General features: G+C 62.6%; 21 protein-coding genes and 1 tRNA gene. 7 read left to right on the top strand and 15 right to left on the bottom strand.

The window, feature by feature from the left end; all coding sequences use genetic code 11:
- Positions 1-78: 78 nt before the first annotated feature.
- Both KUF59_RS40415 and KUF59_RS40410 read right to left on the bottom strand, forming a co-directional pair.
- Positions 79-921 (bottom strand): fumarylacetoacetate hydrolase family protein, encoded by an 843-nt coding sequence (locus KUF59_RS40415; protein ID WP_212460295.1) that lies wholly within the window; start codon positions 919-921, stop codon positions 79-81.
- A gap of 260 nt (positions 922-1181) precedes the next feature.
- Positions 1182-2036, bottom strand: a complete 855-nt coding sequence (locus KUF59_RS40410) for an MBL fold metallo-hydrolase (RefSeq protein ID WP_258767996.1) — start codon at positions 2034-2036, stop codon at positions 1182-1184.
- A 113-nt stretch (positions 2037-2149) separates the two neighbouring features.
- Between KUF59_RS40410 and KUF59_RS40405 the strand changes: the two genes are divergently transcribed.
- Entirely contained in the window at positions 2150-2581 is a 432-nt protein-coding gene (locus KUF59_RS40405; protein WP_212460297.1) for a DUF3775 domain-containing protein, read from the top strand.
- 3 nt (positions 2582-2584) lie between these two features.
- Here the strand turns inward: KUF59_RS40405 and KUF59_RS40400 are convergent, their stop codons facing one another.
- The 3 genes from KUF59_RS40400 to KUF59_RS40390 all read right to left on the bottom strand — a co-directional run bounded on the left by KUF59_RS40400 (position 2585) and on the right by KUF59_RS40390 (position 5046).
- The gene (locus KUF59_RS40400; protein ID WP_212460298.1) at positions 2585-3574 is read right to left on the bottom strand and encodes an NADPH:quinone reductase; all 990 of its coding nucleotides are present in this window, start codon (positions 3572-3574) and stop codon (positions 2585-2587) included.
- A complete protein-coding gene (locus tag KUF59_RS40395; protein WP_212460299.1) occupies positions 3571-4353 on the bottom strand; it encodes an SDR family oxidoreductase in 783 nt (260 codons plus the stop codon). The genes KUF59_RS40400 and KUF59_RS40395 overlap by 4 nt, the downstream gene beginning before the upstream one ends.
- Before the next feature lie 180 nt (positions 4354-4533).
- Positions 4534-5046: a CvpA family protein gene (locus KUF59_RS40390; RefSeq protein ID WP_212460300.1), complete on the bottom strand. Its 513-nt coding sequence runs from the start codon at positions 5044-5046 to the stop codon at positions 4534-4536.
- 113 nt (positions 5047-5159) lie between these two features.
- Here KUF59_RS40390 and KUF59_RS40385 point away from each other — a divergent pair, with 113 nt between their 5' ends.
- Positions 5160-5921: an SDR family oxidoreductase gene (locus tag KUF59_RS40385; RefSeq protein ID WP_212460301.1), complete on the top strand. Its 762-nt coding sequence runs from the start codon at positions 5160-5162 to the stop codon at positions 5919-5921.
- Positions 5922-6034: 113 nt separating this feature from the next.
- Here the strand turns inward: KUF59_RS40385 and KUF59_RS40380 are convergent, their stop codons facing one another.
- Together KUF59_RS40380 and KUF59_RS40375 are read right to left on the bottom strand one after the other, a co-directional pair.
- Positions 6035-7627 carry a GMC family oxidoreductase gene (locus tag KUF59_RS40380; protein ID WP_258767995.1) on the bottom strand — a complete coding sequence of 531 codons (1593 nt, stop codon included), beginning with the start codon at positions 7625-7627 and terminating at the stop codon, positions 6035-6037.
- 154 nt (positions 7628-7781) lie between these two features.
- Positions 7782-9200 (bottom strand): coniferyl aldehyde dehydrogenase, encoded by a 1419-nt coding sequence (locus KUF59_RS40375; RefSeq protein ID WP_212460512.1) that lies wholly within the window; start codon positions 9198-9200, stop codon positions 7782-7784.
- 336 nt (positions 9201-9536) lie between these two features.
- Here KUF59_RS40375 and KUF59_RS40370 point away from each other — a divergent pair.
- Positions 9537-9613 (top strand) — tRNA-Met (locus KUF59_RS40370).
- Here KUF59_RS40370 and KUF59_RS40365 read toward each other — a convergent pair.
- From KUF59_RS40365 to KUF59_RS40355, 3 genes are all read right to left on the bottom strand, one after another.
- Positions 9570-11267 carry a recombinase family protein gene (locus KUF59_RS40365; RefSeq protein ID WP_258770077.1) on the bottom strand — a complete coding sequence of 566 codons (1698 nt, stop codon included), beginning with the start codon at positions 11265-11267 and terminating at the stop codon, positions 9570-9572. The genes KUF59_RS40370 and KUF59_RS40365 overlap by 44 nt on opposite strands.
- Before the next feature lie 260 nt (positions 11268-11527).
- Positions 11528-11725 carry a hypothetical protein gene (locus tag KUF59_RS40360; protein WP_258767993.1) on the bottom strand — a complete coding sequence of 66 codons (198 nt, stop codon included), beginning with the start codon at positions 11723-11725 and terminating at the stop codon, positions 11528-11530.
- A gap of 784 nt (positions 11726-12509) precedes the next feature.
- Positions 12510-14153, bottom strand: a complete 1644-nt coding sequence (locus KUF59_RS40355) for a recombinase family protein (protein ID WP_258767992.1) — start codon at positions 14151-14153, stop codon at positions 12510-12512.
- Between the two features lie 1259 nt (positions 14154-15412).
- On the opposite strand from KUF59_RS40355, the gene KUF59_RS44490 reads away from it, so the two are divergent.
- Both KUF59_RS44490 and KUF59_RS40350 read left to right on the top strand, forming a co-directional pair.
- Positions 15413-15688, top strand: coding sequence for a helix-turn-helix domain-containing protein (locus tag KUF59_RS44490; protein WP_408918056.1), 276 nt, complete (start codon positions 15413-15415; stop codon positions 15686-15688).
- Between the two features lie 485 nt (positions 15689-16173).
- Positions 16174-16563, top strand: a complete 390-nt coding sequence (locus KUF59_RS40350) for a hypothetical protein (RefSeq protein WP_212456846.1) — start codon at positions 16174-16176, stop codon at positions 16561-16563.
- 26 nt (positions 16564-16589) lie between these two features.
- Here KUF59_RS40350 and KUF59_RS40345 read toward each other — a convergent pair whose 3' ends face one another.
- The 3 genes from KUF59_RS40345 to KUF59_RS40335 all read right to left on the bottom strand — a co-directional run bounded on the left by KUF59_RS40345 (position 16590) and on the right by KUF59_RS40335 (position 18800).
- Positions 16590-17033 (bottom strand): hypothetical protein, encoded by a 444-nt coding sequence (locus tag KUF59_RS40345; RefSeq protein WP_212456845.1) that lies wholly within the window; start codon positions 17031-17033, stop codon positions 16590-16592.
- A gap of 169 nt (positions 17034-17202) precedes the next feature.
- Positions 17203-17574: an ElaB/YgaM/YqjD family protein gene (locus KUF59_RS40340; RefSeq protein ID WP_212456844.1), complete on the bottom strand. Its 372-nt coding sequence runs from the start codon at positions 17572-17574 to the stop codon at positions 17203-17205.
- Positions 17575-17687: 113 nt separating this feature from the next.
- Positions 17688-18800, bottom strand: coding sequence for an AI-2E family transporter (locus KUF59_RS40335; RefSeq protein WP_212456843.1), 1113 nt, complete (start codon positions 18798-18800; stop codon positions 17688-17690).
- Positions 18801-19012: 212 nt separating this feature from the next.
- Between KUF59_RS40335 and KUF59_RS40330 the strand changes: the two genes are divergently transcribed.
- Together KUF59_RS40330 and KUF59_RS40325 are read left to right on the top strand one after the other, a co-directional pair.
- Positions 19013-19825, top strand: a complete 813-nt coding sequence (locus tag KUF59_RS40330) for a L,D-transpeptidase (protein ID WP_212456842.1) — start codon at positions 19013-19015, stop codon at positions 19823-19825.
- 10 nt (positions 19826-19835) lie between these two features.
- Entirely contained in the window at positions 19836-20483 is a 648-nt protein-coding gene (locus KUF59_RS40325) for a DUF2865 domain-containing protein (RefSeq protein WP_212456841.1), read from the top strand.
- 163 nt (positions 20484-20646) lie between these two features.
- Here KUF59_RS40325 and KUF59_RS40320 read toward each other — a convergent pair whose 3' ends face one another.
- The gene (locus tag KUF59_RS40320; RefSeq protein ID WP_212456840.1) at positions 20647-22743 is read right to left on the bottom strand and encodes a methyl-accepting chemotaxis protein; all 2097 of its coding nucleotides are present in this window, start codon (positions 22741-22743) and stop codon (positions 20647-20649) included.
- Between the two features lie 213 nt (positions 22744-22956).
- A complete protein-coding gene (locus KUF59_RS40315) occupies positions 22957-25050 on the bottom strand; it encodes a methyl-accepting chemotaxis protein (protein WP_212456839.1) in 2094 nt (697 codons plus the stop codon).
- Positions 25051-25173 lie beyond the last annotated feature (123 nt).

Raw genomic sequence — 25173 nt, 5'->3', positions numbered from 1 at the left:
AAGGCACTACCGCAAGACGTGGATGCCCGGGACAAGCCCGGGCATGACGACCGTGGGTGTGTCAGCGCACGTACAAGCTCATGCCGCAATAATCTCCTGCCGCTGCTCACCAAGCCCCTCGATGCCCAGCGTCACGACGTCGCCGACATTGAGGAAGGTCGGCGGCTTCATGCCGAGGCCGACGCCGGGCGGGGTGCCCGTGGTGACGATGTCGCCGGGCAGCAAGGTCATGAACTGCGAGACGTAGGAAATGCACTTCGCCATCGTGAAGATCATGGTCTTGGTCGAGCCGGTCTGGCGGCGCTGGCCGTTGACGTCGAGCCACATCGACAGGTTCTGCACGTCCTTGATCTCGTCCTTGGTGGCGAGCCACGGGCCGACCGGGCCAAACGTGTCGTGCGACTTGCCCTTGGTCCACTGACCCAGACGTTCGGTCTGGAAATTGCGCTCGGAGACGTCGTTGCAGACGCAATAGCCGGCGACGTAATTCAGCGCGTCGGCTTCCGAGACATACTTTGCACGGGTGCCGATGATCGCGGCGATCTCGACTTCCCAGTCGAGCTTGGTCGAGCCGCGCGGCTTCTCGACCGCGTCGTTCGGGCCTGACAGCGACGTGTTGGCCTTGAGGAAGATGATCGGTTCGGTCGGAATGGCAGCGCCCGTCTCCTTGGCGTGGTCGCTATAGTTGAGGCCGATCGCGACGAATTTCGAGATGCCGGTGACGGGGGAGCCGAACCGCGGCTTGCCTGATACCGCCGGCAGGGAGGCCGGGTCGAGGCTTGCGAGCTTCTTCAGGGATTCCGGCGAGTAGGCCTCGCCGGTGAGGTCCTTCACATGCGCCGAGAGGTCGCGCAACTGGCCGGATTTGTCGATCAGGCCGGGCTTTTCCGCACCCTTTTCGCCGTAACGAACAAGCTTCATTCTCGTCTCTCCCTGGGATGGACCGGTTGGTTAAATGGCTTCATGGAACAGGGCGGCGGGAATTTCAACTGCCGATCAGGCCGTGCATTGCAGCCCTCTCAATTCGGTAGGCGATGTAGAGTGGGTTAGCCCTGCGGCTGCGCGCCAGCGCAGTCCGCTGGCGTAACCCACCTCTTTTCTTACCGTATCGGCAGAAGTGGTGGGTTACGCCGAGCGGTTTGCGCTTCGCGCAATCCGCGGGGTTAACCCACCCTACCATCCTACGATTGCAGCGCCACATATCTGAACGCGTCCCCATCCCGCCGGATATGGCCGCCGGAAAAATGCCCGCCGATCACCAGCGTTGGGGTGTCGGCAAAGCGCGAGAACAGCGTGCGCCGGCTCTCGGCCGCCTGCCTTGGATCGGCATCGACAGTCGAGGACCAGTCGAGACGCGCCATCTGGCAGGGATGATGCGCGGCGTCACCAGTGAGGAGCGCCTGCTCGCCCTCGGACCGGATCAGCACGCTCATATGGCCGGGGCTGTGGCCGGGTGTCGGGATCAGGCTGATCTCGTCGCAGAGCTGATGGTTATCAGGGATCAGCTTTGCGCTGTCGGCATCGACGATCGGTTTGATCGAATCCGCGAACAGCGCTGCCTTGTCCGGCTCCGTCGAATTGTCGCGCCAGTACTCATATTCGGTCCGGCCGAACAAATAGTGCGCCTTGGGGAAGGCGGGCTGCCATTTGCCGCCGTCGACGAGTTTCGTGTTCCATCCGACGTGGTCGACATGGAGGTGGGTGCACAGCACCGTGTCGAAACTGTCAGGCGCAAAGCCTGCCGCAGTCATGGTCTCCAGGAACGGCGTGTTGCGGTTGTTCCAGGTCGGGACGTTGCGGCCCTGCTTGTCGTTGCCGAGCCCGGTGTCGACCAAAATGCGGCGCGTCGGCGTTTCCACCGCCAGCGAGTGGATCGACATCTTCAGCCGGCCTTCCTCGGTGGCGAAATGCGGAATGAGCCAGGGCATTTTTTGGATTTCGTCGTTGGTCGCGGCAGGAAGGATGAAACGGGTCGAGCCCACCGTCTCCATTTCCACGAACCTGGTGATGCTGACCTTGCCGACCTTCCACGACATTCCTGCGTTTCCCTTGTTCTTGCTTTGGCGGGGAAAGATGCGGGTTTCCGCCTGCTGGCGCAATGGATCATCTGATGCAGTGCGGCGTTATCGCGGCAACCAAGGAGGGAGCCATGCCAGAGCTCGCGATTTCCGTCGACAAGGTCGCGTTCCTGATCGCAAAGGCCCGCGAATTCGACGTCAAGGAAGCGGCGGCCGATCCGGACACCGGCTCAAATCCCGCCGATGACGACGAGATCGACGTGCTGGAGGACAACGCCTCCGATCCGGTCGCCCGTGAGCTCGGCGGCTTCATCAGGGCCTTGAACGAGGACGAGCAGATCGATCTGGTCACGCTGACGTGGCTGGGGCGGGGCGATGGCGGGATCGACGATTGGGACGATCTGCGCGCCCGCGCCGTCGAGGCGCGCGGAGAATATCGCAACCCGAGGGCCGAAACGGCGCGCTATCTCCTGGGCGAGCCGATGCTGGGCGACCTGCTGGCCGATGGTCTCGACACTTTTGGCCTCGACTGGACTGACGAGCGGACGACGCCGGTGCCGTAGTGATTACCGCGCGCAGTCGATGATGACGGTCCCGACCTTGTCGCCCTTCTCGACGGCCATGTGGGCCTGCGCGGTGTCCGAGAGCGGAAACTGACCGGCGATGTTGTGGATGCGCGGTCCTGCGGCCAGCCACTTTGAGATGTCGGCTTGCGCAGCAGTGAGCAGCGCAGGCGGCAGCGCGAACAGCACCAGCGAACGCAGATTGATGCATTTCTCCATCAGATCGCGCATCGGCACCGTCGGCGTCCGATTGCCGTTGGTGGCATAGACGGCGATCGTCGAGTTGACAGCCATGAGCTTAAGCGTTGTCGCGATGTTGCCGCCAAAGTCGACGTCGACGACATGGTCGACGCCGCGCCCGCTCGTGAACGCCATGGCCTTCGCGACGACGTCGTCCTCCCTGTAATTGATCACGAAATCGGCGCCCGCGCGCCGCGCCTGCTCGGCCTTCGCGGCCGAGCTCACGGTCGCGATCGCCTTCGCACCGCCCCATTTGGCGAGCTGCACGGCATAATGGCCGACCGCGCCGGCACCTCCCGTGACCAGCACCGTCTTGCCGACGATCGGCCCGTCCGCGAACAGTGCGCACCACGCCGTCATGCCGGGAATGCCGAGCGTTGCGCCTTCGGCAAACGACAGGTTTTGCGGCAGCGGCGTCACCAGCCATTCGGCGAGCGCGATATATTCCGCAGCCGTGCCAAAGGCGCGGCCATTGCGCTGGCCGTTGAACAGCCAGACGCGATCGCCGATCTTGAACCGCGTCACGCCGTCACCGACCTGGTCGATGAAGCCGGCGCCGTCGCTGTTCGGGATCACGCGCGCATATTCCATCGCCCGATAACTGCCGCCGCGCCTTCCGACATCGGCGGGATTGACGCCGGAGGCCTCCAGGCGAATGCGCACCTCGCCGGGGCCCGCGACCGACGTCGGCATCTCGCCATAGGTGAGGACGTCGGCCGCCGGTCCCACTTGTTCGTACCAGACTGCTCTCACAGCGTGCCCGGGAACGCGCCGCCGTCGAGCAGAATGTTTTGTCCCGTGATGAAGCCGGCCTTCGCGCCGCACAGGAAGGCGCAGGCATAGCCGAACTCGTCGGGTTGGCCGAAGCGGCCGGCGGGATTCTGCTTGGCGCGATCAGCCAGAATCTGTTCCGGCGTGACGCCGCGCTTGGCGGCTTCGGCCTTGGCTGTGCCGGTCAGACGGTCCGTCTCGAACGGGCCCGGCAACAGGCCGTTGATGGTGACGTTGTTGATCACGGTCTTGCGCGACAGGCCGGCGATGAAGCCGGTGAGGCCGGCGCGCGCGCCGTTGGAGAGGCCGAGGATGTCGATCGGTGCCTTCACCGCGGCCGAGGTGATGTTGACGATGCGGCCGAATTTTCGCGCCATCATGCCGTCGACGGTTGCCTTGATCAGCTCGATCGGAGTCAGCATGTTGGCGTCGATCGCCTTGATCCAGTCGTCGCGGGTCCAGTTGCGGAAATCGCCGGGCGGCGGGCCTCCGGCATTGTTGATGAGAATGTCCGGATCCGGACAGGCCTTGAGCACGGCCTCGCGCCCTGCCGGCGTCGTGATGTCGCCGACGATCTCGGTGACGGTCACATCAGGATACGCCTTCCTGATCTCGTCGGCCGTTGTCTTCAGGGCCTCGGCGCCGCGCGCGGTCAGCGTGACGTGAACGCCTGCTTCGGCAAGCGCGATGGCGCAGGCACGGCCGAGGCCCTTGCTGGATGCGCAGACGATGGCGCGGCGACCCTTGATCCCAAGATCCACTGTTTCACTCCCGTAATGTCGGATGGGTTTGGACGCGGCACTCTAGCCAACATCAACGCCGCTGATAAGGGACGGGCCCGCATCAAAACGCATGGCGCGCCCGCGTGCCATGAATCCGTAAAGCGTTTTCAAGCGAAGTGGACACCGGTTCGCGTCAAGAAAACGCGTCAAAACAAGAATCTAGATCCGCCGTTCCTTCTTGATGCGGTCGATGGCGGCGGCGGCCTCCGGCGGCAGCGATTTGAAACCCATCTGTCCGGCCGCCGAGAACAGCGGGCGGAGCTGCGAGCCGGCCAAAAACGGCGGCTGCCGGTTGGCGGGTACGATCTGGTCGAACACCAGCACCAGCGTAACCGCGACGAGGCCGACCCTGATGGCCCCGAGCGCGGCGCCGCCGAGACGATCCGGCAGGCCGGCTGCCGCGGCGGTGTCGTTGAGCGCGAGGCGGCCGAGATGGCCGAGCGCCATGCCCACGACCAGGAAGATGCCGAAGAACCACACCCAGTTCTGCAAAAAGGTCGCGGCAGGATCGCGCGTGAGCTGCGGCGCGATGACAGGCATCAGCCAGACGGCGATGGGAGCGGCGAGCAGATAGGCCAGGATCGTCATCGCGCTGCGGAGCAGCCCGGTCCGAAAGCCGAAGCCGATCGCGATCGCCAGCGCCGAAGAGACCGCGAGATCGAAACTGTTCATCGTGAGGTCCTGCCTGTACCTGAGACAATGAACAGCGAAGCGATCAATCCGGTTTCAGATCGCTAAAATCGTCTGTAGTGATGGGGCAGCAAGGCCTTTCGGGAACTCAGTCCATGTCAGAGATCTTCGACGTCAGCACCGAAACCATCCTCGTCACCGGCGCGAGCCAGGGGTTGGGTCGGCAATTTGCGCGCGTTCTCGCCGCCCATGGTGCCGCGGTCGTGCTCGCGGCGCGGCAGACGAACAAGCTGAAGACAATCGAGGACGAGATCCGCGCCAAGGGCGGCCGCGCCGCGGCCGTGGCGCTCGACGTCACCGACACCGCTTCGATCGCGGGCGCGGTCGATGCCGCGGAAGCCGCGCTCGGTCCGATCACCGTGCTGATCAACAATGCCGGCATCGCGATCGAAAAGCTTGCGACCGAGCAGACCGAGGCGGATTGGGATGCCGTGATCGGCGCCAACCTCAAGGGCGCCTACTTTCTGGCGACCGAGCTCGCGCGGCGCATGATCGCACGCAAGCAGGAAGGCAACATCGTCAACATCGCCTCCGTGCTCGGCACCGGCGTGTTGAAGGCGGTCTCGCCTTACGCGATCTCCAAGGCCGGCATGATTCAGGCGACGAAAGCGATGGCGCTGGAGCTTGCGGGGCAGAACATCCGCATCAACGCGCTGGCGCCCGGCTATATCGACACCGAGATGAACCACGACTTCTGGTCCACGCCCGCCGGCGAGCGCCTCACCAAACGCATCCCGCAGCGCCGCGTCGGCGCCGAATCCGATCTCGACGGCGCGATTCTGCTGCTGGCCTCAAAAGCGTCGCGCTACATGACGGGCAGTGTGGTGACGGTGGATGGCGGGTTTTTGTTGGGGTGAGGCAAACTGTCGTCCCGGACAAGCGCAGCCACAATATCGCTGTCGTCCCGGCCCCCGTGCGCAATTGCGCACTAGGCCGGGACGACAGCGGAAAACGACGCGACAGCTTCACACTACCGCATCTCCGCCTTGATCATATCCGCCGCCTTCTCTCCGATCATGATCGTCGGCGCATTGGTGTTGCCGCCGATCAGGGTCGGCATGATCGAGGCGTCGACGATGCGAAGACCTTCCAGCCCGTGCACCTTCAGTTTCGGATCGACCACGGCCATCGCATCCGTGCCCATCTTGCAGGTGCCGACGGGGTGATAGACGGTGTCGACGCGGTTCCTCAGAACGTTGCGGATGTCGTCGTCGGTTCTCACGTCAGCCGTGAACATGTCCTTCTTCTGCAACGCGCGCATCGCAGGCGTCTCCATCAGCCGTCGCGTGGTCTTGAAGCCTGCGACCATCGTCTCGACATCCTCCTCCTCGCCCAGAAAATTCGGATCGATCATCGGCGCTGCGAGCGGATTGGCGCTCTTCAGCCAGACACTGCCGCGGCTCTTCGGCCGCAGCAGGCACACGTGGCACGAGAAGCCTGCTTCCTTGTGCTTCTTGCGGCCATGGTCGTCGAGCATCGCGATGATGAAGTGAAGCTGGATGTCCGGCACGTCGAGATCGGGCCGGGTCTTCAGAAAACCGCCGCACTCGGCAAAGTTGGTGGTGATCAGGCCGCGCCGCTTGCTGCGATACTGCTGGATGGCGCGGAGCAGGGATGGCAATCGGCCGAGCGATGCGTGCACGAAATGCGGATAGTCGGAGGCGTAGACGAACACGAAATCCGGATGGTCCTGCAGATTGCGCCCGACGCCCGGCAGATGGTGCACGACGCCGATGCCGTGTGCGCGAAGCGCCTCGCCATCGCCGACGCCCGACAGCATCAGGAGTTGCGGTGACTGGAAGGCGCCGGAGGCGAGGATCACCTCGCGGCGGGCGCGCAGCTGCTTCGTCTGCTTGCCCTGCACATATTCGATGCCGACCGCGCGCCCTGCTTCGAACAGGATCTTTGTTGCCTGCGCCCCCGTCTCGACGCGCAGATTCGTGCGCTTGTCGATGTGAGGATGCACATAGGCGCGCGCCGCGCTCCAGCGCTCGCCATTGTGCTGTGTCACCTGGTAGCTGCCGAGCCCTTCATGGTCCTCGGCATTGAAGTCCTCGCGGATGCGGAACTGCGCCTCGCGCGCAGCCTGATGGAAGACGTCGTGGATTGGATTGTCCGAGCGCAGCCTGTTGACATGCAGCGGGCCGCCCTTGCCATGATACTCGCCGTCGAAATCGGCGTTGTTCTCCGAGCGCTTGAAATAGGGCAGCACGTCCGCATAGGACCAGCCGGCATTGCCGAGCGAGGCCCAGTGGTCGTAGTCCCATTTGTTGCCGCGGATGTAGACCATGGCGTTGATCGCCGAGGAGCCGCCAAGGCCCTTGCCGCGCGGTTGATAGCCGACACGGCCGTTCAAGCCCTTCTGCGGCACGGTGTCGAATGCCCAGTTGGCCGCACTGTAGGGCAGCGCGAGCCCGAACGGGGTGGTGATCCGCCAATTGTCGTTCCGTCCCCCCGCATCGAGCAGCGCCACGGATGTCGCCGCATCCTCCGACAGCCGCCCCGCCACCGCGCAGCCGCCGGAGCCTGCGCCTACGACCACGAAATCGAATGTGTCGGTCACTTGTATTCCCCCTCCGTCGTCATTCCGGGGCGCGCCTCTTGGCGCGAACCCGGAATCCATTTGACCGCAGAGACGGTGGCGCAATGGATTCTTAGGTGCGCAATTGCGCACCATAGTTCGCGACTTCGTCGCGCCCCGGAATGACGAGCTACAACTACGACATGAACCGCATCATCTTCTCCAGCCGCGCGATCTTGCCGCCATAGGGCGGGTAGAGATCCGCGAGCCGGTTGAGTTTTGAGCGATAGAACACCGGCTTCAGCTTGCTGAACGTCCGAAACCCCCATTCGCCGTGATAGGCGCCGGCGCCGGACGCGCCGACGCCGCCCATCGGCTGGTTGATTTGCGTGAAGTGGAACAGGCAGTCGTTGACGGTGACGCCGCCGGACACGGTGCGCATCAAGACCTCGTCGCGCGCGGTGCGGTCCTTGCCGAACCAGTACAGCGCCAGCGGCCGGTCGCGGCCGTTGATGAAGGCGATAGCCTCGGCTGCCTCGCGAAAGCCCATCACGGGCAGCACGGGCCCAAAAATCTCCTCCTGCATGATCGCCATCTCAGGCGTAGCGCCGACCACCAGCGTTGGCGGGAATTTCCGCCGCGCCTTCCAGTTGGGATCATCGGCCTTCGCCGGCTGCAGGATCTTTGCGCCGCGCTGCGCGGCATCGGCCACCAGCCGCTCCAGCCGCGCATAATGCCGATCGGAGATGATGGAGGTGTAATCCTTGTTGTTGGGATCGGTGCCGAACATGCGCCGCATATGCGCGCGCACCTTTTCCGCGAACGCCTGCAGCGAGGCCTCCGGCACCAGCACGTAATCGGGCGCGATACAGGTCTGCCCGGCGTTGAGCAGCTTCCCATAGGCGATGCGCTCGGCGGCTTCTTCCAGGTCGGCGGAGGGATCGACAATCGCCGGCGACTTGCCGCCGAGCTCGAGCGTCACGGGCGTGAGGTTGCGGCCTGCGGCTTCAGCGACGATCCGGCCGACCCGGGTCGAACCGGTGAAGACAAGATGATCGAAGGGCAGGGTGGGGAACGCTTTTGCGACCTCGTTCTCGATGCCGGTAACGAGCATCTCCGTGGCATCGAATCGCGCGGCCACAAGCTCCCGCAGCAGCGCGGAAAAATGCGGCACCAGCTCGCTCGGCTTGATGATGACACGGTTGCCGGCCGCGATCGCGCCGATCGCGGGCGCCAGTGCGAGCTGCAGCGGATAATTCCAGGGCGCGATGATGCCGACGACGCCGAGCGGCTGTGGAAACAGCCGGTTGCGCGCCGGCAGGAATTGCAGCGCGGTGGCGATGCGCTGCGGCGCCATCCAGCTCTTCAGGTGCTTTGTGGCGTGGCGCACCTCGGAGAACACCAGCAGCGTCTCGGCGATGGTGGTCTCGACCGCCGAGCGGTGGCCGAAATCGGCCGAGATCGCCTGGCGGAAGCGCTCCTCATTGTCCGCGACCACGGCCCTTAAGCGCGCCAGCCGGTCGTGCCGCTCGCCCAGGCTCGGCGGGGGCGAGGTGCGCGACCGTTCGACCATGGCATGGAAGGCGTCGTCCAGCGCGCGCAGGGGCGCGCTCATCAGCGGCTGATCCAAGGCGCTCTCCCTAACAAGGCGCTCTCCCCAAAATGGCGTTCCCGGCTTATGTTGTTGCCGCAAGCTGGCCCTTTGCGGAACTTATGGCAAGGGCTGGCTTTTTTGCCCCCAGAGGCCGCCATTTCACCTGTCATAAAGTCGAAAAAAACGTCGCCTCAGGCCTTTCCAAAGCCAACCCGGGTTGATAGATAACCCCCGCGCCCGACGGCCTCAGCGCCATCAGGGTTGCCTTCCAAGGAAGCCTTTGGGACGCGAACGCCACGCGACAAGCGCTGGTCCCTCGCCCGTCGGCGGATTTTGCGAAGGCGTGCAACGGTTTAACGCGGGGTGGAGCAGCCCGGTAGCTCGTCAGGCTCATAACCTGAAGGTCATAGGTTCAAATCCTATCCCCGCAACCACCGATACCGACACTCCCGCAGCCACCGCTGCGGGAGTTTTCGTTTTGGTAGAGTTTTCATGATCTTGGCGGGTCATCCAGCCCAGGATCGTGCCCAATTCGCCATAGAGGGTCGCGTTCAGCACGCCACGATTGGGACCAGGTTCCAGGACGATGCGCTCGATCAGGCTGCGTAGCGCTTCTGTGGCCTCCGTCCGGTCTTCCGGCTGGTTCAGCGCTTCTGTGAGACGTCCGACCTTTCTGGCGTAAACCTTTGAGGTGCTCGGCAGGATATCTGGCACATCCAACTGACTTTCGCCGAGAAGTGTGACCAGTTCTGCCTTGCGATTTTCGAGCCCATCCATCGCCGCCTTCATGGACGGCTGGAACATGCCCTCTTTGATGGCCTCAACTATCCCTTGGATCTGCTTCTCCACCTTGGCCAGTTCCGATCGCCAAGCTTCACCGTTTGAACGCCGTTCGCGATTGAGCCGGTTTGTCTCTTCTGCATAGGTGCGCATCGCCTCGGCAACCACCTCCGGCGCCATCATCCGGTCCTTTAATCCGGCCAGGACGCGCCGTTCGAGTTCTTCGCGCGGAATGGTCCTGCCGTTCGAGCAAGAGCCGTTAGTAACGTGCGCAGAGCAAACGAAGCGGTCCGCACCTCGCAGCGAATAGGGGCCGCCGCAGCAGCCGCAGAAGGTCAATCCGGACAACAACGACCTTGGGCGGCGCGCGCTGTTCAGCCGATTTTTAGCATGGTGTTCCCGGATGGCCTCAGTCACGTTGACGTATTTGTCTGCAATTTCGGTCTGACGAGCTTTAGCCGCCTGCCAAAGCGCGTCATCGAGAATGCGCAGTTCTGGAACGTCGGCGACGATCCATTTTGACTCTGGGTTGAGGCGCGACACGCGCCGCCCCGACGACGGATCCTTTACATAGCGCTGTCTGTTCCAGACTAGGCGACCAACGTACAACTCGTTGTTGATAACACCGGTCCCGCGCTTAGCGTGCCCGCGGATAGTTGTGTCGTTCCATAGCTTTCCTTCCGGTCCACTCACACCCTCATCATTGAGGGTCTTGGCAATCGTGCGCGGACTGATCCCCTTCGCAAAATCGCGAAAAATGCGAGCGACCACGTTGGCCTGGGCTTGATCAACCTCACGATCGCCGCGGATTGGGTCGCCACGCTCATCCACCTTCTTGATGACGCGATAGCCATAGCAGAGTCCGCCACCCGACTTGCCGTCCTCCACGCGCCCCCGTAGACCTCGGTGCGTTTTGGCCGCAAGGTCCTTGAGAAACAGCGCGTTCATCGTACCCTTAAGTCCAACGTGAAGCTCACTGATCTCGCCTTCCGCCAACGTGAGGATCGGCACGCCCGCGAAGCGCAATTGCTTGAATAGAGTAGCCACGTCGGCCTGATCGCGGCTGATACGATCTAAGGCCTCAGCCAAAACAATGTCGAACGCGCCGCATTGAGCATCCTGCAACAAAGCCCGAATGCCCGGCCGGAGGATCATGCTGGCGCCAGAGATGCCGGCATCCTTATAGGAGTTGACGATTTTCCATTTCTCGCGCTTCGCATGCTCTCGGCAGATCCGAAACTGGTCCTCAATCGACGCATCACGCTGATTGTCGGACGAATAACGGGCATAAAGCGCAACGCGAGTCATCGACAAGCTCCTTACGGTTTCCCCGCGATCAAGTGCACAGCACCGCTATGCAATTGCTGGAACAATCAGAGGAAGTTGGCTTTAATTAGCCCGAACAACCTTTGCGGGATGAAAACCCAACTGGTTCGCTCGCAGACTAGCCCTAAAGCGATGACTTACGTCGGTGCGAAATGAACCGTCTGCTTACCTTCGGCGTCTCGATGGTGAGGCATAACTGAGAAAAGCGGGCTGCGAAGCTGCACAATTTGCTATGCCCTATTTCAGGTCGTTAATTCGCCCTTGCGTCGGAAAGGTCGTGTCGCCTTGCCGTGCCGCCGTTCAAACTCTTCGCGAGCTATCTGCCGCCCAATGAGACGGGCGAGATGCAGGACAGATTCATCTACAAGGTTCTTCCCGGCAGCAGGTTTATCCGCCGACCCGAACGCCTCGATCCGAGTGTGTTCGTTCTTGAAGGCCATGCCTCCACCCCGCACTACGATCGCTTGCCGCCAACCAAAAGGAGGCATCGACGAAAGGAAAGAGCTTCGGGTCGCGCGTGCGGTTATTGGGTAGCTTGGCGCAGAAACGAGGTGGCCGGCGCAGGAGCTTGGTCACGGTATTCCTTGCTCGACCGGGACTGAGCAGCGCGTTCCACAATGCGTTACTACGGAGCTGGCCGGAATCAAGCCTGTAACTAGACCGTTATGAGCGGCGGAATAGCGGTTGATTTCGTTGGTTTTGCGGTTGCTTTTGGCGAGGGCAAGGATGGCAATCGCTAAAACCGTCGTCAGGCTCTTGCAACGGCACTACGTGAGCCTTTTGGTGGAGAGCAATCCGTTCAAGCCTGGTGTGATTCGCAATATCATGCGACCGGGCGTTACGCTTGCCATCGCGAGCGCCAACACGGCGACTTTCGCTCAAGCCGCCGTCAAGGCGTTCCATGCCTTATGGTGTGACGGGTTCCGGTACAAAGAGCTGGGGTCATGCTCCTTGATCTCGGTCCCGCCGCGAAGGTTGATCTCTGGACGGCGCCAGATGACGCGCGGTCGACAGCACTGATGAAGGCCTGGATCCGATCAATGGGCCATTATGGGCAGGCACGCTGGCCTCCGTCGCGGGACGCTGAACGAGTAGTGGGGCAAAGCCAACGGCGAGGCATGTCGCTCCTAGACAGCGAAACGCGGCAAGTGAGAAGGTCTCGAGATCTGAGCTTCTAAAAGAATTGTGAAGCACTGCTTCGCGGAGTTCTGTACCTGCGTTTGATCAGCGCCGCGCGCGGGCGTTCTTGGCCTTGGGCTGCTTTGGTCTCGATCGCTTGCCTTGTGGCGCTGGGGAAGAACGGCCTTTCCGAGTTACTCGCTTCGTGATCGCTCGAGCCAGAGCGTCAGTAGTATCAAAGCGAGCGATTCCACGGCGAACGCGAGCCCTCTCAGAAAAGTTTATGGTTCGTTTTACTTTCTCGTGGGTCGACAGCAGCACGTAATCGAGCACCGACTCGTTATGCTCAGACAGCCTGATGGCGGCAATCCAGCCCTGAGGCAGGCGTGCTCTACGCTTGATCGACCAGTACGGCGCTCGATTTTGCCTTCCGCACCAGAGGGCTGATCGAATTGAGATGTTGACCGATCCATCCACGCGCAAGTAACCCGTCCTGTTGCCAGAGGCGGTGCGACCACCGGCTTTCCTGATGGCCATGGCGATCTGAGAGCCGAGCTTGGCCTCTTGCTCCGCCCACCGCGGGCGCGACTCAAGAAACCCATAGCTGCGCTTGGGAGCGTAGCCAATCAGCCGATACACGTTCATCAAGCTGCCGAAGTGAGTTTGATAGGTGGAGGTGCAGGGAAGACCTATCGTGCTGGCTATGATAGCGGAGCTCAGGCGTCCTTCCTTGAGCAGCGTTCGGCGTAGACGGGCAAGCATCTCCTCTTCAGTGAGGTCGACACGCCGTTCCTCAATAATCTTATTTACCTTCAGGAAGGCTTCGCGTTCGATGATCGGCTCGATACATCCCTCGCTGGTGATCCAAAATTCGGGAGGATTGCAGGTGCAGGTCCGCCGCAACTTGCGTGATCGGCGGTTAAAGGTCTGGTTTCCAATGTAGTTCTCGTTTCTAAGCACTCTGTTAACCGCTGCACGAGTCCACCGAACTCCTGTGTTCGTGAGTATGGCCCTCCGGTTTAGCTCCCGGGCGATAATCGCTTCCGACTTTATCTGCAGGAATCGCTCGAAGATCCACTTCACCACGGCTACTTCGTCGGGAATGCCGGGTCGCACTCGGATATGATCAGTCGTGAGGTACTTCCGATCACCGTTCTTCAGCACACCTCGTGACTGCTGACTCTGATCGACAAGTTCCCGCAACAGTGCATAACCAGGGCGACCTCCGAGCTTGAAGCCAAGTCGCGCGAACCGGCACTGCGCAATGTGAACCTTTGCTGAAAGCTCGCGGCTGTACTCCGCCGCCATTACTCGCTTGATGTTCTTGACGATGCTGGAGAGCATGCTGCCGTCATTGTCAAACAGCTCAGCACAATATGTTACCTTGATGCCCGCCTGTTTGCAGACGAATTCATAATACGCGCTCTCGTCGACGTCCTGAAAGCGGCCCCACCGGCTTACGTCATAGACTAGAACATGACCAAAATCGGCTTCTCCTGTTTGGACATCCTTGATGAGCTGTATAAGGCCGGCCCTGTTCTTGATGAGCAGACCGCTCTCACCCTCGTCGCGATAGGTTCGTACAATCGTCAGGCTATGGGCGTGTGCGTATGCTGCAATCACAGCAGCCTGATTCTGAATCGAGTATTGCTGGCGCTGTGTCGACATGCGGACGTATTGTGCCGCTCTCATGCCAAGCTCCGATCGTACCAGATGAGCTTTATGGACCTCGGGCGCGTTGGCCATCATTCTCGCTTCTAAACCTTACACGACCTGGAGCAAATCAAACACCTGTACGACGCCTGCAGCAAGAATTACTTCAATTGGAAAGCCCCGCCATCGGCGCCGGTGCAGTTGGGGGCGGTCGCCTCTCTTCGCGGCTGCGCCCCACGCAGCTTGTTCGAGTGCGTCATCTGCAACGACCATTGGCGGAGGGCGCGATGCGGGCAAGAGTAACTTGACTTCGGTGATGCGCATATTTAGCGCATTAGGCCGTCTTATACGTCGGCTGTTTCAAGCCTTCTCTATAATCCGCAATAGATGGGAAGCGCGTGTGTCAATCGCCGCTCGGATAGGTTTGAAAATGCCGGGACCGATGCCTGCTTCTTCCAACTCCACAAGCAGATCATCCGCTGCTCTTCGGATCCGCCTCGCCGATTTCTGGATATCCTTTATGAGTAGATGCCGCACGCCGCGTGTTGCAGGCACGAGTGTTAGCAAGTGCTGCAATTGAATCGTATCCGGGACCGAGCGCCCGCCAAGCGTCGTGGCAAGCTTCTTGGCCAGGCGCGAGTAGGCGGCCGTACAGACGCATCATAAAGCGGGGCGAGGTCAGGCACGTCGGCTCTGTAAAGCGCGGCTTAATCCTCCCCATGCGCGGCGGCATTGCCGACCAGATAGTGAAAGAAGAGCATGCGGATTAAGCTCAACCGATCGGCTGCCGGTCGCGCGGTGGCGCAATCGATTAGGTCTAATGAATGCGCGGTGCCTGGTCCTGCTTCCTATTTGAGCTCCGGAGGCCTGACAGAAATCCTCCCGATGGAGGCGTGAGATGGTGCTGGTAGCTTCGCGCAGAAATGAGATACTCGCGCAGGTATTTGGCAAGCTGACTTTGGCAATCCCTTTGTTAGGACCGAGCACCGACGCGCGCATGCCGCGGCTCCGCCGAACAGAACAGGTCCGCTGGTGCCGGAACTTCGCTATGCCGAACTTTCCGAAATCGGAGCAGTATGACACAACGGCCCCTATCCGTTGATCGGTCGACGCCTGAACTGGTCCTCCGTGTCCTAGGCGTCCTTCTCGTCACCAAATGGCTTCTTGGAATGCGGAGGCCGGTCTCGCGATCGCAGCAGCGAAGACCGAAAAAAGTTCGACCCGAAACCGCAAGCCGAACTTTTTCTAATCATCGCTGGTTTTCGCCATAGTACGCGGCGGCGCTCATGTGTTCGCATTGACGTTTTTTGGCTGCTCAAGCAACTCTCGTCAGTCGAGTTTGAGAGGCGGAGCCTATGCGTCGAAATCCGGGAGAACAAGTCGAGCAGGATCTCCCCGCCTCGAAGCCTTCCGACCAAAGAAAAATACCGTTTGCCGAGCGGTTGACCTGTACGATTGATGAAGCGTGCCAAGCCACAGGCCTGGGGCGTACCATGCTCTACGAGTTGATAGGCGCAGGAAAACTGGACACGAGGTCCGTCGGACGTCGGCGCTTGGTGCTTGTATCTTCACTTCAATCACTGCTCGACGTGAATTGTTCAAGCGCCAGCGGCAAAGAGAGGCTCGGGTAACTGCACCCACGCCCGCGGCCTTTCAGCTTGACGGGATGCGCTTGCCTGCAGCCGGACTCGCGTTGATTTCCATACTTGTCGCACCGCGCGCACAGCTCTCACTGCGTTCCTTCCATCTGCCGTGATCCGACGGATTCCTAGCTTCACTATACCGCGAGCGTGCCCCGCAGTTCCAACGATCAGGACTTCCGGCCGGTTCGTCCAAATGTGCAATGGTGGGCGGATGGTGGGGCGGCTTCCCAAGTATAGTAGATTTTCGTCGAAAAAAGTAAGGCGCGACTGGCATCACCACAGTCGCGCCCTACGTCGCCGGTTTATGGGGCAGGGGGGAATAACCGGCTGCAGGGATGACTCCCGGTGGCAGAAGTCGTTCCGCCTCTCCTCAAAATATTTTGCACACGGTTAAGTGATCGGGGCGCGTCCGAACTCTGGATGTTTCGGCAGCGTTGTTCCGTCGATCGCCATGGGGCGAGGGACGAACAGCCATGTCACAGATCAGCAAAGCTTTCTTCGGTGCAGTCGCCGTCACACTGACGCTCGGTGCCGTCCAATTGGCCTCGGGCCATGATCTCGCCGACCGCTGGCAGGCCGTTGCGGACAAGCCGAGCCATAACGTCAACCGCGCCGGGAAGGCCGACCGCGTCGCCGATCCAAAACCGTCGGCGGTTCCCACGCGCACAGTGTCGATGCGCCTCAACGATCTCAAGGATACGTCAGTCTTGCTGCGCGTTCCTGCCGTGATCGAAACCGGCAATGCGGCCAAATCGCCCACGCTGCTGCAGAGGAACCGCAAGCCGACGATCGCGTGCGAACCCGTGGTCAGCTCGCTGACGGAGGTCGCCAAGCTGCTGCAGCCCGGACGCTGCGTGACCTGACCGGCACGACGTTTTAGCTGAAGCTCTTATTCGGCCGCTTCGGCCGACGCATCGTCCGCCGCGCCCGCGCGGCTCGCCAAAATCCCCAGCGCAAGGCCGCCGATCGCGAGAATCGGCACCAGCCGCTTGACGCCGATGGCCCGGACGACCTGCAAGCCGGTCGCGATCAGCATGGGATCGGCAAGCATGCTTTGCGCCGAGGCTTTTGCGGCTCTTGCCGCCCGCTTCTCGGCATCCTTCTTGTACGCGACATAGCAAAGACCGGCGAGCAGCGTCAGCAGGAAGAATATGCCGGCCCCAGTGAGGCAAGCCTGCACGGGTCCATAGGCCTGGAGCACGGCGATGAAAGCCGCCGCGCACAGGAACGAGGTCGTCACGAACAGCGCGAGGCCGGCGGCAAAGGCGAGAGATGTCAGGCGCACGGTCGTGCCGGTCGATGCGCGAATGCCGTCCATGATGCGCTGAAACATTGTCGCCTCTCATCTCCCTCAGGCAGAAGCGGCGCCGCACTGCGCCGCGGTCAACGCTGCTTTTGGCGCTAAAGCGCGAAGAATTTAGGTTGAATCGTCATCGCGCTTTAGCTCCTTGTTTGAGCATGATCTTGTCGGAAAACCGCTGCACACTTTTCCGGATCATGCTCTAGCGGCGCCAGGCCAGGCCGATCAGGAAGCCGATGCCGAGCGCAATTCCGACGGTCGCGAGCGGCCGCTCCGTAATCGCCTCTTCCAATGTCTCCTCGAGCGAGGAGGCCGCGTCCTGCGCCGCGCCCATCATGGCGCTGCCGCGCTCCGACATGTCGTCGAGCGTCGAATCCATATTCTGGCGCGCCTGCTTGTAGCCGCGCCGGGCCTGCTTGCCCGCCGAATTCGCGAACGTGTTGAGTGCATCGGTAATCTGGTCGGTGAGGGCGGCGATATCGCTTTTCACGGCTGCTACATCCTTCTCGAGGCGTTCTCTGGTGGACTTGTCAGTCCAGTCTCTCATTCCGGTTTCGCCATTGCTCATTGACATCAAAAGCTCCGAACTGTGGACGGTGAGCTAGCCGGGAAACGTTTCGCTCCCCGGGAAGTTCCGTGCGCGGAAACCGCATCAAACGCCGTCCAATCCCACGTTCAATCGCTTGTTTAGTCTCCTGGAAGCTGCGGCGAATCCGGCGGCAACAGATGCTCCTTCAGGATCAATCCGACGATCAGGAGTGGCGAGGACAGGAAGGCACCCATCGGCCCCCACAGCCACGTCCAGAAGGCGAGTGCCAGGAAAACGGCGAGGGTGTTCAGCGCCAGCCGCCGGCCGATGATCGTCGGTGTGATGAAATGTCCCTCCAGGAAGGTGAGGCCGCCGAAGGCGAGCGCCGCCATCAGCCCGCCGCCGATCGTCGGAAACGCGACGAGACCCACCAGGACGAGCACGGCGAACATCGCGACCGGTCCGATGATCGGGATGAAATTGAGGGTTGCAGCGAGCGCACCGAGACCGGCCGGATTGGGCATGCCGGTCAGCACGCAGACGATGCCGGTGGCAATGCCGACCCCGATATTGATGACAGTGACGGTCAGAAGATAATTGCCTAGATGGACCTCGATCTCGTTGAGGATCCGCAGCGTGCGCAGCCGCGCGTCGCGATCGCCGAACGTCATGATCAGCGTGCGCCGCAGGTCACGCCAGCTCGCGATGAACAGGATCAGGGTGACGAAGAACAGGAGAAACTCGGTGAAGGTCGGCGACAGGAATTCCAGCGCCGGCTGCACCCATTCGAATTTGGGCATCTGAAGGCTCGGCAGGCCCTCGGAGCCGCCAAGCATGGATTGCAGCTCCTGCCAGAGCGCGAGCGGCCGGTCGAAGATGTGCAGCTTGTCCTTGAGCTGTGCCGCCAATTCCGGCAGGCGCGAGCTCCATTCCATCACCGGGGCTGCGATCAGGCCGACGACGAAGACGACGACGGCTGTGACCGTGGCCACGATCAGCACGGCCCCGAGCGAGCGTGGCACGTTCCGCTTCTCCAGGAAGCTCGCGGCCGGCGATAGCATGGTGCCGGTCACGAACGCCATCACCACGGGAAGGAAAAACGGCTTGCCGACATAGAGGACGGTGACGACACAGATGACGAACATCCCAGCCAGTGCAAAGGCAACGAATTCGGTCCGCCGGATCACTGGCGGCAATTCGCTCTTGCTGTCGGGAAGGGGTGTGCCCTCGTCGTTGCCGGAAATCAGACGTTCACTGGGAAGGACGCGCACAATCGTTCTCCCCGCACGGAGCCCATTGCCCGCGCGGCCCATATCCCGGTGAACGCAGACAGTCCTAGGCGGTTCCATCGCGGACTCGTGAAGTCGCGTTCGCTTGACTGTGACGTCACGGCCGCGTGCAGGGGCGGAACTTGAGTCGTCGTCACCGCGTTTGTTGGGGCAGCGCATCACCCTGATGCACTCTGATTCAAACGGGGCAGCACATGACCGAGTTATCTGCATCCCTCCGCCGGCGTTCGCCGCGCGCTCTCATCATCCTTGTCTTCACGACAACACTGCTGACGGTGCCGCTCAGTGCCGCGAGCGCGCAGACGCTGTTCTATGCGCCGATGCAGCCGCAGGCCTTTGCTCCGGGCTACACGGCCCGAGGCTATGCGACCCAAGGCTATGCGACCCAAGGCTACGCGACGCAGGATGATGCGGTGCAACCGCCGCAAGCCTCTGACGACGCGGTGCTGCCGGAGCGGCTGCGCCGCACCATCGTCAGCTTCCCCTCCAACGAGGCAGCCGGCACCATCATCATCGATACCGCGAACACGTCGCTCTACTATGTGCTCGGCCAGGGGCGCGCGATCCGCTACGGCGTCGGCGTCGGCCGTGAGGGCTTTACCTGGGCAGGCGTGCAGACGATCAGCCGCAAGGCGGAATGGCCAGACTGGCATCCACCGGCAGAGATGATCGCGCGCCAGCCCTATTTGCCGCGCTTCGTGGCCGGCGGTCCCGGCAATCCGCTCGGAGCACGGGCGATGTATCTCGGTTCGAGCGAGTACCGCATCCATGGGACCAATGATCCCACCACGATCGGCAAGTTCGTCTCGTCCGGCTGCATCCGCATGACCAATGAAGACGTCACCGATCTGTTCGGCCGGGTCAATGTCGGCACCAAGGTGGTCGTCCTGCCGAAGAACGCGCCGCTGATGGCACGCGGCGGCGACGCCGTGCGCAAGCGCCCGGCCCCAACGACGCTGCCGTCAGGCCGCCAGGCCCTGAACATCTCGACGTCGTCAGTGAATTGAGCGAGGTGGCATGGTGAGGCGTTCGATCGGTGGACTGACAAGCGGGGTGGCGGCGGCTCTGTTCGCCGCCTCGCTGAGCGTGGCGCTGGTGTCGTCAGCCCAGGCAGAAGACTTCTTCTCCGCCTTGTTCGGCGCGTTCGGACGGCGGCCGTCGCCGCAGATCCGGGTGCCATTCCCGGACGACGACATGCCGCGCGGCGAGGCCCCACGGCTGCGCTATGGCGGCGGCCAGGCCTATTGCGTGCGCGGTTGCGACGGCCGCTACTTCCCGGCCCAGGGAGCCGATAGCGAGAGCAAGGCGCAGTCCTGCAAGAGTTTTTGCCCGTCGAGCGAGACGACGCTGGTCTACGGCAGCAATATCGAGGATGCGGCGACCGAGAACGGCAAATCCTATTCCGACCTGCCGAACGCGTTCCGCTTTCGCAACGAGCTGGTGGCAGGCTGCACCTGCAACGGCAAGGATCCCGTCGGTTTGACGCAGGTCAAGGTCGAGAACGATCCGACGCTGCGCAAGGGCGACATCGTCGCAAGTGCCGGGGGTCTTGTGATGGCCAACCGCAGCGCGGACGACAGGCGCGGCACAGCGGTGAACTTCTCGCCCTTGCCAGATTCGGTGAAGGCGCGCTTCCGCCGCATGCCCGTCGTTGCGAAGGAGTAGTGACTGACGTGGGTCGAGCTCTCTCGGCACGTCGTCCTGGCGAAAACCAGGACCCATTACCCCGAAAGGGAGTGTTGCACACCGCTGATGCCACCAGCCTGCCAATTGCGAAAGCCGGTGGTTATGGGTCCTGGCTTTCGCCAGGACGACATCGGTTGTTTGGCTAGGCTGCCCTGATCTTCCCCAAAAAGTCGGTCACCTGATGGCCGAGCTGGCGGCTCTGCGTCTCCAGCAGCTCGGAGGCGTGCTTGACGTTGTCGGAGGCCGCGGCTGCGGCATCCGCGTCGGCTTTGACGCCCGTGATGTTCTCGGACACGTTCCTGGTGCCCTGCGCCGCATATTGCGTGCTGCGGGTGATCTCCTGGGTCGCGGCGCCCTGTTCCTGCACGGCGGCCGCAATTGCGGTCGCAACCTCGTTCACCTCGCCGATGATGCCGCCGATCGCTTGGATGGCATTGATGGCGTCGCCGGCCACCTTCTGGATGTCGGCGATCTGCTCGGAGATTTCATCGGTCGCCTTCGCCGTCTGGGTCGCCAGCGATTTGACCTCGGAAGCGACCACCGCAAAACCGCGGCCGGCGTCACCCGCGCGTGCGGCTTCGATCGTGGCATTGAGCGCGAGCAGATTAGTTTGCGCGGCGATGGTGTTGATCAGGCCGACGACCTCGCCGATCCGGCTCGCCGACTTCGCAAGACCCTGCACGGTGCCGTCGGTGTCGCGGGCCTGGCTGACGGCGCGGCTCGCAATGCCCGCGGCATGTGCGGCCTGCTGGCTGATGTCGTTGATGGAGGCGCTCAACTCTTCCGCCGCCGAGGCGACGCTGTCCACGCTCATCGAGGCATCGTTTGACGCCTTGCCGGCGACCTGGACGCGGTCGTTGGTCTGGCGCGACACGGCGGAGAGATCGCCCGAAGTCTTGCGCATCGCGCCGGACGCTTCGGAGAGCTCGTCGAGCGTCTTGCGCACCGCGCCCTCGAATTCGCCGACATAGCTTTCGACCGCACGCTGGCGCGCGGCGGCGCCGGCATTGCGTTCGCGCTCCTGGGCCTCGATCGCGAGTTTTTCGCTCGCCTGCTGCTTGAAGGTTTCGAGCGCGCCGGCCAGCGCACCGATCTCATCCTTGCGGTCGAGATAGCCGCTGTCGACCGAGAGATCGCCGCCGGCGACCTTCAGCATGGCGTCGCGAATGTTGTGCAGCGGACGGATGACCCGGCGCGTCACCGCGATCATGGCACCGGCCGTCAGCAGGATTGCGAAGGTGAGCATCGCGATCTGCACGGCCAGCGCGCGGCCGGCAGAGGCGTACTGCTCGGCGGCGTAGTCGCGCGCCTCGTCGAGTGCGCGCTCGGCGACCGCCACCGCGGTGCCCATGCGCTGCGCCGTCTCCGGCGTCCATTGGTCGGCGGTCATGTCGGTCTTCGAGCCGACCATGATCTGGTCGATCAGCTTGTCGCGGAGCGCCAGATAGTCCGGGTTGAAATAGGCGGACTGCGCGGTACCCATCGCCTTGGCGAGCTGCGGCGAGAGCTGCATGCCGAGCGTCGAGGATTCCAACCCGCTCCAGGCGTTCTCGATCGCGCCGACTGTCTTGGTGTAGATCTGCTGCGCCTCCATCGGGAGGCTGCCGGTGGCGACGAGCCCCGTCGCGACCAGATCGGAGGCTTCACCGGCAGTATTGCGCAGCAGCCAGGCCGCCTGCCTGATCGACAGCAACTGGTTGATCAGCGGATCGGTGTGGTTGACCGAGGCTGCGAGATTCGCGGTGATCTTCTCCAGCGTCACGAGCAGGGCGCCGGTGAGATCGGTGTATTCCTTGGACAGGGCCGCGCGGCGGGCCTTTTTCGGCTTGCGCATCTCGTCCCAGGCTTCCGCCTGCAGCGTCGCGAGTTTTTCGACCTGCTGGTTCAACGTGCCCACGAGCGTGGCCTGTTCGGCGAACGGGATCGAGGGCAGCAGCGTGGCGGTGGAGCGGATCGCGGGCATCTCGGCGCCCTGGATGCCGTGGAGGAATTTGTCGATCTCGGGCGAGACCGCGGCCTCCGCATTCAACATGCGCGGTGTAGACGACCGGTCGGTGCGCAGATTATGCATCGCCTTGAAGGCGTTGGTGGAGGCGTCGGCGACCGCCGAGATGTGGCCGGTCGAGCGCAACCGCTCCCAGGATTGCCATGCGGTCGTTACCAGCAGCGCCACCACGCAAACCGCCAGCAGCGCAATGACGGACTGAAGCAGCGTCGAAACGGTCAAACGTTTCAGCATGATGGAGATCCCCCGAACCCGAGGGCATTGTTCGCAAAAAGGAATAAACAGAGTTGTAACGCCCGGCGGGTGCGCGGGTGGGGAGAGGTTAAGGGAGTGTTACTAATCGCACCGTCATTGCGAGCGTAGCGAAGCAATCCAGAATTGTTCCGCGGCGGCGGTCTGGATTGCTTCGCTACGCTCGCAATGACGAATTCGATGAGGCGCTGGAGCCTACGCCGCCCTGATCTTGCCGAGGAAGTCGCTGACCTCTTGGCCGAGCTGCTGGCTCTGGCTCTCCAGTATTTCGGAGGCGTGCTTGACGTTGTCGGCGGCACCGGCCGCGGTGTCGGCGTCGGCTTTGACACCGGCGATGTTGTCCGAGACGTTCTTGGTGCCTTGCGCTGCATATTGCGTGCTGCGGGTGATCTCCTGGGTCGCGGCGCCCTGTTCCTGCACGGCAGCGGCGATCGCGGTCGCAACCTCGTTCACCTCGCCGATGATGCCGCCGATCGCCTGAATGGCGTTGATGGCATCGCCGGCCACCTTCTGGATGTCGGCGATCTGCTCGGAAATCTCTTCCGTCGCCCTCGCAGTCTGGCTTGCCAGCGATTTCACTTCAGAGGCGACCACGGCGAAGCCGCGGCCGGCTTCGCCCGCGCGTGCCGCCTCGATCGTGGCGTTGAGCGCGAGCAGATTGGTCTGCGCGGCAATGGTGTTGATCAGGCCGACGACCTCGCCGATGCGGCCGGCCGATTTCGCCAGCCCCTGCACCGTGCCATCCGTGTCGCGGGCCTGGCTCACGGCGCGGCTTGCGATGCCCGCGGCGTGTGCGGCCTGCTGGCTGATGTCGTTGATGGAGGCGCTGAGCTCTTCGGCGGCGGCGGCCACGCTGTCGACGCTCATCGAGGCGTCGTTGGACGCCTTGCCGGCGACCTGGACGCGCTCATTGGTCTGGCGCGACACGGCGGAGAGATCGCCGGAGGTCTTGCGCATTTCGCCCGAGGCGTCGGAGAGCTCGCCGAGGGTCTTGCGGACCACGCCCTCGAACTCGCCGACATAGGCCTCGATCGCCTTCTGACGGGCCGCCGCGCCGACATTGCGGTCGCGCTCCTGGGCTTCGATCTTCAGCTTGTCGATCGCCTGCTGCTTGAACGTTTCCAATGCGCCGGCGAGCGCGCCGATCTCGTCCTTGCGATCGAGATAGCCGCTGTCGACCGAGAGGTCGCCGCCTGCGACCTTCAGCATCGCGTTCTGTATGCTCTGCAGCGGCCTGATGACGCGACCGGTCACCAGCATGATCGCGCCGCCGGCGAGCCCGAGAGCCAGCACCAACAGCGTGAGCTGCACGATGAGCGCGCGCTGGGCCGCTGCGTGCTGCTCCAGCGTATGGGATTTGGCGGCTTCGAGCGCGCCCTCGGCGACGGCAACTGCGGTAGCCAGGCGACCCACCGTGACGGGAGTCCATTGGTTTGCGGTCATTTCCGCCTTCTCGCCATTCGCGAGCGTGTTGGCGAGCCGATCGCGAAGGGCCAGATATTGCGGGTCGAAATAGGCGGTCCTGGCCGCGGCCAAGGCGGAGGACAGGGCCGGCGGCAGTTGCATGCCCGACGCCGACAATTCCAGCGCCTTCCACAGCGCGTTGATACCGCCGACGTATTGGGTATAGGCGAGGCGGGGCTCCGGCGCGATGCGACCGGCATTGAGGCCGGTCGAGACGATCAGCGAAGCTTCGCCCGCTGTGTTGCGCAGGAGCCAGGCGTTCTGCTTGATTGAGAGCAGCTGGTCGATCGCCGCATCCTGGTGGTTGATGGTTGCGGCCAGGACGTTGGAGAGCTTGTCCAGCGTATCCAGGAGACCTTGCGTCGTCTCCATATAGTCCTTCGGCAGGCTCGCACGGCGCTGCTCCTTGGGCTTGGCCACCTCCTCCCAGAATTGCTTCTGCTGCTCGGTCAGGAGCTTGTGGAGGCGCGCGAGCTCGGGCACCAGCGTGCCGGCCTGTGGAAATTCGATGTTCGGCAGCAAATCGAGGGCGTGCGCCATCGCCGGCATTTCGTTGCCGCGGATCCCGCGCAGATATTTCTCGATCTCGCCGTCCATCGGCTCGGTCGCATTCAGGAGCCGGTTGGTGGTCGAGCGATCCGTGCGTAGATTGTGCATCGCCTTGAACAGGTCGGCGGAAGTATCCGCGATCAGCGAGATGCGATCGGCGGTCCGCAAGCGCTGCCAGGATTCATGCGCAGTGAGCGAGAGCGCAATCACCACGCAGACAGACGTGATCGCGATCACGGCCTTCAGCAGTGCGGACACGGTCAGGCGATTCAGCATCGAGGCCCCCAATTCCAATTTCGACGTTCGGTAACGCACCCCGGCAAATTCGAAGCAGGGAAGGGCGCTTCTTCAAAGCAATCATCTGCAGCCTGCGGGCGGCCGCAGGCGGTAAAGGCATCT

Source organism: Bradyrhizobium arachidis, from assembly GCF_024758505.1.
Lineage (GTDB): Bacteria > Pseudomonadota > Alphaproteobacteria > Rhizobiales > Xanthobacteraceae > Bradyrhizobium > Bradyrhizobium manausense_C.
Note: the sequence above shows the minus strand (reverse complement) of the source record. Positions and strands in the feature narration are given on the sequence as shown.

What these genes read in the sequence shown, in the direction of transcription:
- KUF59_RS40345 (WP_212456845.1), bottom strand. Translation starts at nt 17,033, where the DNA reads ATGTTTCAGCGCATCATGGACGGCATTCGCGCATCGACCGGCACGACC.
- KUF59_RS40365 (WP_258770077.1), bottom strand. Translation starts at nt 11,267, where the DNA reads ATGACTCGCGTTGCGCTTTATGCCCGTTATTCGTCCGACAATCAGCGT.
- KUF59_RS40360 (WP_258767993.1), bottom strand. Translation starts at nt 11,725, where the DNA reads ATGGCCTTCAAGAACGAACACACTCGGATCGAGGCGTTCGGGTCGGCG.
- KUF59_RS40410 (WP_258767996.1), bottom strand. Translation starts at nt 2,036, where the DNA reads ATGTCGTGGAAGGTCGGCAAGGTCAGCATCACCAGGTTCGTGGAAATG.
- KUF59_RS40350 (WP_212456846.1), top strand. Translation starts at nt 16,174, where the DNA reads ATGTCACAGATCAGCAAAGCTTTCTTCGGTGCAGTCGCCGTCACACTG.
- KUF59_RS40340 (WP_212456844.1), bottom strand. Translation starts at nt 17,574, where the DNA reads ATGTCAATGAGCAATGGCGAAACCGGAATGAGAGACTGGACTGACAAG.
- KUF59_RS40385 (WP_212460301.1), top strand. Translation starts at nt 5,160, where the DNA reads ATGTCAGAGATCTTCGACGTCAGCACCGAAACCATCCTCGTCACCGGC.
- KUF59_RS40355 (WP_258767992.1), bottom strand. Translation starts at nt 14,153, where the DNA reads ATGATGGCCAACGCGCCCGAGGTCCATAAAGCTCATCTGGTACGATCG.
- KUF59_RS40405 (WP_212460297.1), top strand. Translation starts at nt 2,150, where the DNA reads ATGCCAGAGCTCGCGATTTCCGTCGACAAGGTCGCGTTCCTGATCGCA.
- KUF59_RS40375 (WP_212460512.1), bottom strand. Translation starts at nt 9,200, where the DNA reads ATGAGCGCGCCCCTGCGCGCGCTGGACGACGCCTTCCATGCCATGGTC.
- KUF59_RS40390 (WP_212460300.1), bottom strand. Translation starts at nt 5,046, where the DNA reads ATGAACAGTTTCGATCTCGCGGTCTCTTCGGCGCTGGCGATCGCGATC.
- KUF59_RS40415 (WP_212460295.1), bottom strand. Translation starts at nt 921, where the DNA reads ATGAAGCTTGTTCGTTACGGCGAAAAGGGTGCGGAAAAGCCCGGCCTG.
- KUF59_RS40330 (WP_212456842.1), top strand. Translation starts at nt 19,013, where the DNA reads ATGACCGAGTTATCTGCATCCCTCCGCCGGCGTTCGCCGCGCGCTCTC.
- KUF59_RS40325 (WP_212456841.1), top strand. Translation starts at nt 19,836, where the DNA reads ATGGTGAGGCGTTCGATCGGTGGACTGACAAGCGGGGTGGCGGCGGCT.
- KUF59_RS44490 (WP_408918056.1), top strand. Translation starts at nt 15,413, where the DNA reads ATGCGTCGAAATCCGGGAGAACAAGTCGAGCAGGATCTCCCCGCCTCG.
- KUF59_RS40320 (WP_212456840.1), bottom strand. Translation starts at nt 22,743, where the DNA reads ATGCTGAAACGTTTGACCGTTTCGACGCTGCTTCAGTCCGTCATTGCG.
- KUF59_RS40315 (WP_212456839.1), bottom strand. Translation starts at nt 25,050, where the DNA reads ATGCTGAATCGCCTGACCGTGTCCGCACTGCTGAAGGCCGTGATCGCG.